At 58.7% G+C, this 12,239-nt stretch carries 11 protein-coding genes and 2 pseudogenes; 8 read left to right on the top strand and 5 right to left on the bottom strand.

The genetic code is table 11. The features are described 5' to 3' along the window. Positions 1-454: nucleotidyltransferase family protein (locus QD409_RS34480; protein WP_430764941.1), on the bottom strand; the 454-nt coding region annotated here is incomplete at its 3' end. Positions 455-1,192: 738 nt separating this feature from the next. Here QD409_RS34480 and moaA point away from each other — a divergent pair. Together moaA and QD409_RS34470 are read left to right on the top strand one after the other, a co-directional pair. Continuing rightward, a complete protein-coding gene (gene moaA / locus QD409_RS34475) occupies positions 1,193-2,236 on the top strand; it encodes a GTP 3',8-cyclase MoaA (RefSeq protein WP_430764940.1) in 1,044 nt (347 codons plus the stop codon). Positions 2,237-3,136: 900 nt separating this feature from the next. After that, positions 3,137-5,224, top strand: coding sequence for an FAD-dependent oxidoreductase (locus QD409_RS34470; protein ID WP_430764939.1), 2,088 nt, complete (start codon positions 3,137-3,139; stop codon positions 5,222-5,224). Positions 5,225-5,242: 18 nt separating this feature from the next. Here QD409_RS34470 and QD409_RS34465 read toward each other — a convergent pair. From QD409_RS34465 to QD409_RS34455, 3 genes and pseudogenes are all read right to left on the bottom strand, one after another. Further along, positions 5,243-5,605: pseudogene (locus QD409_RS34465) on the bottom strand (DDE-type integrase/transposase/recombinase); the annotation flags it as partial. A 57-nt stretch (positions 5,606-5,662) separates the two neighbouring features. Further along, positions 5,663-6,762, bottom strand: a protein-coding gene (locus QD409_RS34460; protein ID WP_430764938.1) for an IS3 family transposase whose coding sequence is annotated in 2 segments (ribosomal slippage) — positions 5,663-6,510 and positions 6,510-6,762 — 1,101 coding nt in all. Because the reading frame shifts where the segments join, the coding sequence is not laid out codon by codon here. Between the two features lie 65 nt (positions 6,763-6,827). Continuing rightward, positions 6,828-7,021: pseudogene (locus tag QD409_RS34455) on the bottom strand (IS3 family transposase); the annotation flags it as partial. Positions 7,022-8,363: 1,342 nt separating this feature from the next. On the opposite strand from QD409_RS34455, the gene QD409_RS34450 reads away from it, so the two are divergent. The 6 genes from QD409_RS34450 to QD409_RS34425 are packed head-to-tail and all read left to right on the top strand — an operon-like array spanning position 8,364 to position 11,614. Then, positions 8,364-8,696 carry a hypothetical protein gene (locus QD409_RS34450; protein WP_243016905.1) on the top strand — a complete coding sequence of 111 codons (333 nt, stop codon included), beginning with the start codon at positions 8,364-8,366 and terminating at the stop codon, positions 8,694-8,696. Next, complete coding sequence (locus tag QD409_RS34445) at positions 8,686-9,072, top strand: hypothetical protein (RefSeq protein WP_430764937.1); 387 nt, start codon at positions 8,686-8,688, stop codon at positions 9,070-9,072. The genes QD409_RS34450 and QD409_RS34445 overlap by 11 nt, the downstream gene beginning before the upstream one ends. A 4-nt stretch (positions 9,073-9,076) precedes the next feature. Further along, positions 9,077-9,244, top strand: coding sequence for a hypothetical protein (locus QD409_RS34440; RefSeq protein ID WP_024899960.1), 168 nt, complete (start codon positions 9,077-9,079; stop codon positions 9,242-9,244). A 13-nt stretch (positions 9,245-9,257) separates the two neighbouring features. Then, a complete protein-coding gene (locus QD409_RS34435) occupies positions 9,258-10,655 on the top strand; it encodes an APC family permease (protein ID WP_430764936.1) in 1,398 nt (465 codons plus the stop codon). Positions 10,656-10,677: 22 nt separating this feature from the next. Next, positions 10,678-11,355, top strand: a complete 678-nt coding sequence (locus tag QD409_RS34430; RefSeq protein ID WP_427142569.1) for a hypothetical protein — start codon at positions 10,678-10,680, stop codon at positions 11,353-11,355. Positions 11,356-11,365: 10 nt separating this feature from the next. Next, positions 11,366-11,614, top strand: a complete 249-nt coding sequence (locus QD409_RS34425) for a hypothetical protein (RefSeq protein ID WP_243016902.1) — start codon at positions 11,366-11,368, stop codon at positions 11,612-11,614. A gap of 3 nt (positions 11,615-11,617) precedes the next feature. Here QD409_RS34425 and QD409_RS34420 read toward each other — a convergent pair. Beyond that, a partial coding sequence (locus QD409_RS34420) for a formyltetrahydrofolate deformylase (protein WP_430764935.1) occupies positions 11,618-12,239 on the bottom strand: 622 nt, incomplete at its 5' end.

The following is a 12,239-nucleotide window of genomic DNA, read 5'->3' as shown; positions in this document are numbered from 1 at the left end:
GAATAAGCTCTCTCGCGCCCTTGTCACCGTTCAGGCTTTTCAGTTCCTGGTAAAGCATGCCGGGGAAAACCACTGGATTGCCCGATTTCCCGCCGGCCACCGCGCGGATGATGCACGCAGCTTCGTGATCCCGAAACGCCGATATGAGAGAGTCAAGATCTGCCCCGGTCAGCGTGGGCATATCGGCGAGCATGATCATTATTCCGCTCGGCTGATTGGGCTCGGCAGCCGCGACACCGACAGCGATTGAGCTTGCCATGCCGGACGGAAAGCCGGGGTTGTGCACGAGCGCGACAGGGAGGTCTGAGATCGAACCCCCGATGTCGTGATGCCGATAGCCGGTCACTACGACGACCGAATGGCTCTCACACTTGCTTGCAATTATCGCGGATCGGCGAATGAGCGGCACGCCTTGAAATTCGGCGAGCAGCTTATGAGCACCGCTTTCACCCATCCGGCTCGATAGTCCCGCCGCGAGTAGGACAATGGAAACGGAGATCGGTTGCTCACGCTTGCCCGAGCTCCTTGTCACCGTTTTCTGCCGCTCAATCATGCGTAGATCGCCAGTCGAGAAGCCGCAACATCGGAATGTCTTGAGGCGGTCGATGCGGCCTTCGACCAAACTTGTGCTGCGAGGATGGGAAACGGTGCGTTTCGATTGCTCGTCAGCGCTGCGCCTGTTCCCCTTCGTCAGAGTGTCTAATATTAAACATATCCCATTTTGGGCGATTAAAGGCTACTCTGCAACAGTCGGAAGCCCACCGATACCGACTCCGCGACGCTCACCTACGCGCATTGCACGAGAGAGCACTTCGCCTAGCCGGCGCGTTGCGATATATGGGCCTCCAGACCCATGTTTTTGTCTCCCGGCGAAACGGCTTGATCGGTTGCGCCGCATTCCCGGGCAGGTGAGGCATGATCCCTGCGACAAAATGGCTAAGAGTGGAAGTTCGTCCGGCCGCAAATGGTTCGATGCACAGTTCTTGCTTCTGCTGTCCGGCATCGACTGGACAAAATCAAGCAAAACCCGGTAACAGGGCAATGAGAATGGCGCAATTCGATAGTTGCGCAATATCGCAGATGCCTGGCGGAAGGAATTCTTTGCCTTMACTTCCCTCAACGGAAAGAATGTGTTCACGGGTTTTAACGCCGCCCGTTTCGCTCACGACATTAATTCAACAGGAGAATTTCGTTGGATACCGTCACCATCGACCAGGTCGGCACTCAGATTGATCCCACAACGCCGATGATCGACCCGTTCGGACGCGCCGTCACCTATCTCAGGGTTTCGGTGACGGATCGCTGCGACTTCCGCTGCACCTATTGCATGGCGGAAAACATGACCTTCCTCCCAAAGAAGGATCTTCTGACGCTGGAGGAATTGAACCGGCTCTGTTCCGCCTTCATCGCCAAGGGTGTGCGCAAGCTGCGCCTGACTGGCGGCGAACCTCTGGTGCGCAAGAATATCATGTTCCTGGTCCGCGAGCTCGGCAGGCACGTCCATTCGGGCACACTCGACGAGCTGACCCTGACGACCAACGGCTCGCAGCTGTCGCGCTTTGCCTCTGAACTCGCCGATTGCGGCGTCCGGCGCATCAACGTTTCGCTCGACACGCTTAACGCAGACAAATTCAAGCAGATCACCCGCTGGGGTGAGTTCTCGAAGGTCATGGAAGGCATCGACGCGGCGCAAGCTGCAGGCATCCATGTCAAGATCAACGCGGTTGCGCTGAAGGGCTTCAACGACGCCGAGATTCCAGACATGCTGCGCTGGGCGCACGGCCGTGGCATGGACCTGACGCTGATCGAGACCATGCCAATGGGCGAGATCGACGAGGACCGCACCGACCACTACATGCCGCTCTCGGAAATGCGCGATCGCCTCGCACGCGAGTTTACGCTCTCGGACATCGCCTACAAGACCGGCGGCCCGGCGCGCTACCTGAGCGTCGCCGAGACCGGCGGCCGGCTCGGCCTGATCACGCCGATGACCCATAATTTCTGCGAGAGCTGCAACCGCGTGCGCCTCACCTGCACCGGCACGCTCTACATGTGCCTCGGCCAGAACGACGCCGCCGACCTGCGCACGCCGCTGCGCGCCTGCGACGACGACGCCTACCTGTCGCGCGTCATCGACGAGGCGATCACCCGCAAGCCCAAGGGCCACGACTTCATCATCGACCGCACCCGCAACAAACCTGCCGTCGCCCGCCACATGAGCGTCACTGGCGGATGAGCTTAGCACAGCCAGGAAACCGGCGTTGAACCGCCCTCGCCGAAATTTGACCCGCGCTGGAAACGCCGAAATCAAATCGCTCATGACTATAAACAGGCAGGCGAAAATCTACCACACATGCTCTCCCGGTCACGTAGGCCGCTCTTCGCGCTCACGATAAACGTGTTGCCGGATTCGGGAGAGATTTCTGCAGGCAAAGGCAGGCAGTGTTGTCGCGCCAAACGCCATGCTTGGGCAGGTAGCCTTGCATCCGTTACCTGGTAAGAGGTGCGGCTGCCAACAGCGGCCGCTCCGGCACTTTCCCCGCCGTCGCTGTCAGCATCAAACGAGTTTTGAAGTTTGACCCATACCCTGCGAAACTATTGCCAATTACGAATGGAGGCTTGTCGAGCAGAGGAATTATTCAGGAGACGAATTACCACGATCATCGATGATTTCACGTTGGTAGATAGAATTGGCGCCAGGAAAAAACATATCGAATAAATCGTTATAAATCTTACGTCTAGCTGAAATTTTGCTCTCTGTTCTCTTTTGTATTGAGTTCCGCTAGCTTGCGCAAAAAAATAAAACTAGGAATAAATGTGTTGCAAGCTATCGCAACATTGCTAGGGTGGTGGCGCAGTTGCTTCGACAACAGCGGAGTCTCCACCTCGATTGAGTGTCCTACCATTGAGTGGTGATCTCCATCAGCCGGGGCGTCCTCTTCACCTTAGAGGACGCGTGGAGTTGGCGTCAGCCGTGATGGCGCGAACTCCACGGGGCAGGGTGCGTTAAGCGGGGGGGCATTCAAATACCTGTCTCGTCTGGGAAGGGCTTCATTTGCAGACAGATCCTATTAATGCACGCGGCAACGGTAGGGTTTTATGCAGCTGATTTGAGCGGCAAACCGTGGGAGGTTGCATGGCACGTGATCCGCGATACGACGTACTCTTTGAGCCCGTAAAAATTGGACCTAAGACGACAAAAAATCGTTTCTACCAAGTTCCGCACTGTACAGCGCTTGGTACTTTTTCTCCGCACGCGACAGCAAAGTTCAGAGAAATCAAAGCAGAGGGCGGTTGGGGTGTCGTAAACACTGAATTGTGTATGATCCATCCTTCCTCGGATTCATCCCCGAGCGGTGGTGAGCGGCTTTGGTCGGATGATGATAAGCCCGGACTTCGGCTTATGGTAGAGGCGGTTCAAAAGCACGGGGCGCTTGCAGGGTGCGAGTTGACCCATCAGGGTGCGCTTGCCGGAAACCGAATGTCCCGAGAGCGCCCGATGTCTGCCTCACCCAGGCCTGCAATGGATGTACCGGCTGTCGTCCGGCAGATGGATAAGCAGGATATTAGCGACGTTAGAAGATGGCATCGCGCTGCTGCCCGGCGCGCACGCGAAATCGGATTCGACATCGTGTACGTCTACGCGAGCCACATGATGGGATTGCCCGGCGATTTTATCACGGAACGTGTCAATCGGCGAACCGATGAATACGGTGGAGTTATTGCCAATCGCGCCCGACTGTTGCGTGAGTTGATTGAGGATACCAAAGAAGAAATTGGATCCGACTGTGCAATTGCGGTCCGCTTTGGTGTTGATGAGGGCCTTGGCGATGCGGGCTACACCTGCAGTGGAGACGGTCGACGGGTCGTCGAAATGCTGGCCGAACTGCCTGACCTTTGGGACGTTAACATTCAGAACATCAATCTCGATGTAATGACCGCGCGATTCGCCGATGAGGGATGGCAGGAACCGTTTACCGCCTTTGTGAAACAAGTAACATCTAAGCCCGTGGTTGCCGTCGGGCGTTATACGTCACCAGATCGGATGGTGTCGCTCATCAAGAAGGGTTTGGTCGATCTGATCGGAGCGGCACGTCCGTCGATTGCAGATCCCTTTCTCCCGAAAAAGATTGAAGAAGGTCGTATCGACGATATTCGTGAATGCATAGGCTGCAATACGTGCCTGTCCATGCAATACATGGGTGGTGGGATCCGTTGCACGCAAAATCCAACAACGGGGGAAGAATGGCGGCGAGGTTGGCATCCCGAACGCGTTCCGGGAAAGGGGTCTGATGCACGCGTGCTTGTTGTTGGCGGGGGTCCAGCAGGACTTGAGGCGGCTCTAACACTTGGACGGCGCGGCTATTCTGTTGCGCTCTCTGAGAGAAACACTTTCCTTGGAGGTCGATCGGTGCTCGAATCGACACTACCAGGTTTGTCAACGTATCGGCGCGTAGCAGATTATCGAATCGGTCAGATCAACAAGTTGCCGAATATCGATGTCTACCTCGGAAGTGAAATACAATGTTCCGATGTAGGCGATTTTGACTTTTCAACAATACTCATCGCAACTGGAGCAAGGTGGGACCGGGACGGAATCGGCAAGGCAAACCGTTTTCCGGTCAAGGGTTGGGACCAGGGACACGTCATCACTCCCGATGACGTGCTTGCGGGCCAGACGGTTACAGGGCCGGTTGTTATCTATGATGATGAAGGCTACTATCTAGGAGGGGTTATCGCTGAAAAGCTCTCCAAGCAAGGTCTGGAGGTTACGATCCTTACCCCCGATCCAGAACCATCTCCGTTACTTAAATATACGTCCGAGCGCGAGGTCGTCCACCAAGCTTTGCTCAGCTTAGGTGTGAAGCTCGTCACGGCTAGACGTCTAGTCGAGGTCGGCACCGATGAGGTAGAAGCCCACTGCATCTACACCGGGAAAGAAATCCGGTTGCCTGCCACGACGGTGGTAATGATCTGTCTACGCTCACCGAACGACGGTCTACTTCGTGATTTGCGAAAGACAGTTGCAGACAACCCGCTGAACTTCACCGTCCATGCGGTCGGCGACTGCTATGCGCCAGGCACAATCGCAGATGCGGTTCATTCAGGACATCGGTTCGGTCGAGAAATTGACCAAAGGCCAATCGGCGACATCAATTATTTGATCGAGCGACCTTTGGTACGAGAAGCGAATAACTGGGACCAATTCGGTGGTACGCGCTGACCCTTGACCTGAGCCCCCACTGCCGTTGTCCACCCTGATCGTCTTCGGATAGCCGGTCTTCCGGCAGATGCCCTCCAGGGTCTGGACCACATGCTCGCCTCTGTAGGTGAAGCGGACGTCGGCTGCGGGGCAATAGCGCGAGTGCGTGTCGACCACGGCGAGGATGCGTAGCTTCTTGCCGGTCGCGAGCGGGTCGTGGACGAAGTCCATCGCCCAGACGTCGTTCGGGCCGGCGGCTTCCTGACGATTTTCCCGGAGCTTTGCCTTCCTGGCGCTTGGGGTGCTTGTTACGCAGCTGAAGGCCTAACTCACTGTAATCCTGCGTGTGTTCTTCATGTTGATCTTCCCACCATCGCGGCGCAAGTGAACATGGACCCGCTGACCTGAGACCCAAGTTTCCTCCGGGATTTCGGAGAGTCTTTTGTTTTCAATCTGGCTCTATGCAGCCTGTTTTTCCATAGCCATTTTCATGGCAAATTCGATGGGCGTGATATTGCCCAGCGATGAATGCGGCCTTTGCTTGTTGTAATCCTCCTTCCATGCCGTGATCTCGGTTCTGGCGTGAGGCAGTGACGAGAACAGTGTTTCGTTGAGGCACTCATCGCGGAAACTGCCGTTGAAGCTTTCCACGAAGCCGTTTTGCATCGGCTTTCCCGGTGCGATGTAATGCCATTCCACTCGTGTCTGCTGGCACCATCTGAGGATTGCCATTGAGGTCAGTTCCGTGCCGTTGTCCGAGACAATCGTGTGAGGGCGTCCGCGTTTGGCCATGACGATATCGAGTTCCCGCGTGACGCGCAGACCCGAAAGGGATGTGTCGGCGACCAGCGCCAGGCATTCCCGTGTAAAGTCATCGACAATGGCCAAAACGCGGAACCGCCGTCCATCCGTGAATGCATCGCTGACGAAGTCGAGGCTCCACCGTTCGTTGGCCCGTGACGGCAGCGCAATGGGCCGTCGCGTTCCCAAGGCTCGCTTACGGCCACCACGCTTGCGAACTGCAAGCTTCTCTTCCCGGTAGAGGCGACGCAGCTTCTTCAGGTTCATGACGATGCCCTGCCGATCCAGCATCACATGGATGCGGCGATAGCCGAAGCGGCGGCGCTCGGACGCAACCTGCCTCATGGCCTCTCGAATGGAGGCATCGTTCGGCCGAACGCTGCAATATCGCACGCTCGACCGATCAATGGTCAGGATCGCACACGCCCGACGCTGGCTCACGTTATGCTCCTTACAGACATGGGCCACCGCATCCCGCCTTGCGCCGGGCGTTACCATTTTTTTGATGCGACATCCTTCAAAATGGCGTTGTCCAGCATCGCCTCGGCGAGCAGCTTCTTCAGCTTGGCATTCTCATCTTCCAAAGCCTTCAGCTTGCGGGCATCGGATACCTCCATGCCGCCATACTTGGCCTTGTATTTATAGAAGGTCGCCTCGGATATTCCGTGCTTGCGGCAGACATCGGCCGTCCTCTGACCGCTCTCCTGCTCCTTCAGCATCCCGATGATCTGCTCGTCCGTAAACCGTGCACGCTTCATTCCGTCCGTCTCCTTGATACGACGGACTCTACCAAAATCTGGAGGAAGTTCAGGGGCTCAGGTCACCGCCGGTAGCCATACCGCACGCGTGTCTCGCAAATCTCCTTGATGCGTCTTTCGAGTGGGCCTGTCCGGTGCGGCGGGACTTGTAGTGGTAGGTCGACGTGTCGAACCTCAGGACCTTGCAGGCCCGTCGGATCGATATGCCCCAGTCCAACAGCATCCCGTCGATCAGCTTGCGCTTCCGGACAGGCCTCAGAGTCGCGGCCACATCACGTCCTGCTCCATCGCCGGCGCGTCAGCTCTCAGCCAAACTGTATGCCTCGTTCCAAGGCAACGCTGCTCTTTCGTCTGATTGGGAGGAGTTTTGATGCGCATAAGCAAGGCCTTGGGTCGTTTCATCCATGGCTACTTGTCGCACAATTTGAACGGAGGCGGTGGATGCCCCACCCAGCGGTCATGACGGTTCAGAACCAATCGGAGGGTACATTCATGACTGAGATGAGCATGCCGACAATCGACCCGGTGAAGGGTAACTTCCAAGTTTGCACGGCCGGGTTTCAATTGCGCCTTGTCAAAGTCGCCGTTGATCGTATTGCTGACTGATTAGCAGGCTTGCGTGGTTGCTATGGACGCGTGCACGACGTCGCATCATTGGGGTCGAGTGACGCAGCACACGGGCACGAGTCCGGTTGGTTCCGGCCGTCTAGGTGAAACCCTTGGTCAAGCGTCAGAGAACGACCGCTAAGACGCCGAAGCGATCGTGAAGGCGGCGCCACGGCCATCCATGCGGTTCTTCAGGAAAAGCGCCGCCACGAAGGGTTGTGCCGTCGCTTTCCGCGCCCACCAATGTCTGGTCCGGCAGAGTGCGCATTCAGATGAAGTCGGCCATTGGTTCCAAACGAGCCGGCCTATCGCGATTTCATTCTGGCCACCGTTCCGATCTGAAGCCGGCAAGCGTGAGAGTGCTGGAGGAAGCCTTAGCCGACGAGGCCAGGGTCCTACCCGCCGTTGTGCGAGAGATGGTCGCGATCTATTTGGACCAGATCGCGAGTTCACGAAAATTATCAATCAGCTGGCAGATGAACTTGAGATAACTCAGAAGACCGACATAGAGCTTTGCAGGCTCTGCGCCATCTTGGGAATCGGAGGGGGACCGCAGGTGCCGTCCCGGCTTTCACACCTGACCTCCACACGTTCGAAGGTGCCCGGGATCTGCCGATCGAGGTCGGGCAGCCTGCTCCACGTGTTCCWGGTCTTGCGTCAACTCCGTGGCAGCGCGAYAACGCTGGTTCTGTCATGGTTCATATCCAGAAATGGCTTTCGAGCGACTGTGCCATTTCTGACCCGACCGCCAAGCCGCCGTGACCTGCGCTCTCCCGCGCCGGGCCAGCCATTGTTGGCGCCGTCGCATCCGGTGGTCCCTGCGCCTGATCCCCAGGTTCCGGCACCATGGCTTTGGTGATTGCCTCGTGGATGACGCTTTGACGATTGGTGCGGCAAAATAGCGCGGGTTTGCTTGACATCTCGCGGCAACCGTTCATATTCCCACTGCGAAACTAAGTTGCCTGGGGGGCAATTTCTTCTGGGGAGGAGAGCGCATGGTGTCGCATAGCGAAGGTGTGGATATACACCTTTCCCGCCGCATCGACAAAATGCACGCGCGGGATCGTGCCGGCCTTATTTCTTTTATCGTCGTGCTCTGGTGTACGATGTTGTTTGCCCTTTTCACGGTATGGCCCTTCATTTCGATCCCGGCCATCCGCATCATCCTTTCGATCTTCTGCGCGCTGGTTCTGCTTTTCAATTCCGCGGCCATTATCGCCATGCTTCGCCACTATGTCGAAGATAGGGAATTCATCTACGGGCTGGACCTAAAGCACCTCGATGAAATGCGCGCCCGCCGCCGGGAAGGAGCTAATCATGGCCTATAAACCGCCGCAACAGGGTCTCGCCGGGCAGATCTTCGACGTTCTGACGCTTCTCGTCCTGACCATCGGTGCCCTTTACGTTCCCCTCTATCTCGGCCTCGCGGGTGCGGCGAAGACGCCGGCGCCCATCGAGAACCCGACATGGGAAGCGCTCGGCCAGAATGCCGGCGAGCAGGCCCAATGGGCGGCCCTCGGCTACACCGATCCGGCCAGCGTGAACGAGATGATCACGGCCCGCTTCGACTATTCGTTCAGCTGGTCGGCGCTCATCGTGATGGCGGTGCTCGTCATCGGCTACTTCCTCCTCGTCGTGAGGCTTTCCGACAAGGAGTATCGCGAGGTGATCGACGAGCGCTTCGGCCCGAACGGAAAAAGGTGAGCACATGGATCTCTGGAACATCCTGGAATATGCCGCCTGGGCGCTCTCGGCCGTGTTCGCGATCGCCATGCTCTACGATATGGCGCGCGTCGACACTACCTACGACAACGACCTGCTGACATCCTCCCGCGAGGGTGAAATCGAGGCCACCGCAGAGCGGCACGTCATCTAAAAGGGACAAGCGCATGTCGAAATCTCCAGCGACGGCCGGGCAACCGGAAAGACTGCAACTGCTCCGCGTTCTCGGCCCTGCCCATATCTGGGCGCTCGGCGTGGGCATCGTTCTCGTTGGTGAATATATGGGCTGGAACTTTTCGGTGGGCAAAGGCGGCATGATTGCCGGCCTGGTCGCCTGCTGGGTCGCCGGCCTTCTCTATACCTGCGTCGCCATGATCGATTCGGAGGTGACGTCGACGGTTGCCGCGGCAGGCGGCCAGTATGCGCAGGCCAAGCATATCGTCGGGCCGCTCATGGCCTTCAATGTCGGCCTCTTTCTCGTCATGGCCTATACGATGCTCGAGGCCGGCAATGCCATTACGATCGGCTTCCTTCTCGATACGGTTGCCGGCCTGCAGGGGCATAGCGGGCTCAGCCAGCAGCCCTTCATCGTGCTGTCCATCATGTTCCTTGCCTGGTTGAACTACCGGGGCGTTCTGGCGACCTTGACGTTCAATCTCGTTATCACCGCCATCGCCTTCCTTGCGATCGTCGCTCTGTTCCTGGTCGTCCAGTTCGGCGGCTCGCTGGTGCCGCTCGATTTCTCGGCCGTGACGACGGATCCCCTGCCTTACGGCTGGGTGGGCATCGTTGCCGCCCTGCATTTCGGCCTCTGGTTCTATCTCGGTATCGAAGGCACCTGCCAGGCGGCCGAGGAAGTGCGCTCGCCGGCGCGTTCGCTGCCYTATGGCACCATGGCCGGGATCATGACGCTGCTGATCGCCGCGACCATGACCTGGTATGTCTGCTCCGGCCTCATTCCCTGGGAATATCTCGGCCAGGCCGGTACGCCGCTGTTCGACGCGGCACGCGTCACGGGCAATAGCGGCCTCATGGTGCTGCTCTTCATCGGCACGATGTTCTCGACGCTTGCGTCGGCGAACGGCTGCATCAATGATGCGTCCCGCGCCTGGTTCTCGATGGGACGCGACCGCTACCTGCCGATCTGGTTCGGCGCCGTCCATCCGCGCTATCGCACGCCCTACCGCTCGATCGTCTTCCTCGTCCCGATCGCGCTGATCTTCGCGCTTGGCGCGCCGCTCGACCAGGTCGTGACGTTCTCGATCCTGTCCGGTCTGCTGGGATACACGTTCATGACGTTCAACATGGTCATGTTCCGCAAGAAATGGCCGCTGGGCAGCATCAAGCGTGGTTATGTCCATCCGCTGCATCCGCTGCCGACGATCGTGCTGTTCCTGCTCTGCTCGACGGCCTATTTCGCGGTGTTCCTCGGCTACGGTACGCAGCTTATCGCGATGATCGGCTTCTACATCGTCGCCTCCCTCTGGTTCCATTTCCGCCGATACCGCTTCGTGCGCAGAGGGGATCAGTTCACCATGCCGTGGCCGCGCCCGAACGGCTACTGAGGCTGAGCAGGAGGCGGCTTCCATGGTCTGGCAGACAATCGTGATCCTGTGCATCGGATGCTTTTGCGTGCTCTGGGTGGCAAGCCGGGAGCAACGCAAGAGCATGACGCAAAGACGGGGCCTGCTCGACCAGGTGGGCGATCTTCTGGACGACGCGCGCTTCACCCATGCGGCCGACGGGCACCCGATCGTGCTCGGCCGCATGGCAGACGGCACGCCGGTCAAGCTGGAGGTGATCACGGACACGCTGATCACGCGCCGGCTTCCTCAATTGTGGCTGCGCGTGACGCTCTTCCAGGATCTGCCCGCGCTGCCGTCGCTTGGCCTTCTTGCACGGCCGACGGGCGCCGAGTTCTACTCCGTCGTGCATGATTTCACGGACTGGATCGCCCCGCCGCCATCGGACGTGCCAGCCCTCATGCGCGGCAATGCCGGGTCGGAGGATGCCTGCTGGGAGGGATTGCGCCGCGGTATCGTCGGCTTCACCGCCGACAAGACGGTCAAGGAACTGGTCGTCGACGCCGATTTTGTCAGGATCGTCGTTCAGGCCGCGCAGGGCGAGCCGGCATCGCATCTCCTGTTGCGGCAGGCGCGGTTCTCGATCCAGGCGATTGCGGTGTCCGGCCTGCAAAAGGCGCTTGGCGTCGCCGTCGATCTGCGTGAGCTTGCCTCAGGCAGCACAATTCGCCAGGCAGGCTGAAGGAACGAACATGCGCAAGGCCATCAACCCGTATTCCGTACTCGCGGCCGCCGTACTCTTGCCCGGCGGCGGTCACGTGCTCCTGGGCGAAACCCGCCGCGGCCTCTGTTTTGCGCTTTTCGTGCTGATGTTCGCGATCCTGTCCTATCTCACGACGACGCCGGAACATTCCTTCATAGGCCGCCATGCCGGCGGCCTGTTCGTGTGGGCCTTGTCCATACCGGAGGCCTACAGGCGCGCGCGCTTGCGCATGGCCTGACAGTCAGCCCATGCGCTCGGACGCGAAACTTCCCGGACTCGGCGGGAAGACGACGGTGCGGCTGCCGTTCAAGAGCACGCGGTGATGGATGTGGGCATGGACGGCGCGGGCAAGGACCTGTGCCTCCACGTCGCGTCCGAGCGATACATAGTCCTCCGCGGACTGGGCGTGGGTGACGCGCACGGTGTCCTGTTCGATGATCGGACCTTCGTCGAGATCCGCCGTCACATAATGCGCGGTTGCACCGATCAGCTTCACGCCGCGCTGATAGGCCTGCTTGTAGGGATTGGCGCCCTTGAAGCTCGGCAGGAACGAGTGGTGGATGTTGATGATCCGGCCCGACATGCGCTGGCACATCGTATCGGAGAGCACCTGCATGTAGCGCGCCAGCACGACGAGCTCGGTGCCGGTCGTCTCGACGATCTCCATGATCTTGGCTTCCGCCTGCGGCTTGTTTTCCTTCGTCACAGGGATGTGGTGGAAGGGGACGTCCTGGTTGACCACCACCTTCTGGTAATCGAAGTGGTTGGAGATCACGCCGACGAGGTCGATCGGCAGGGCGCCGATCCGCGAGCGATAGAGCAGATCGTTGAGGCAATGGCCGAAACGGGAAACCATCAGGAGC

Source organism: Rhizobium sp. BR 315 (assembly GCF_050577975.1).
GTDB classification, from domain to species: domain Bacteria; phylum Pseudomonadota; class Alphaproteobacteria; order Rhizobiales; family Rhizobiaceae; genus Rhizobium; species Rhizobium miluonense.
Note: the sequence above shows the minus strand (reverse complement) of the source record. Positions and strands in the feature narration are given on the sequence as shown.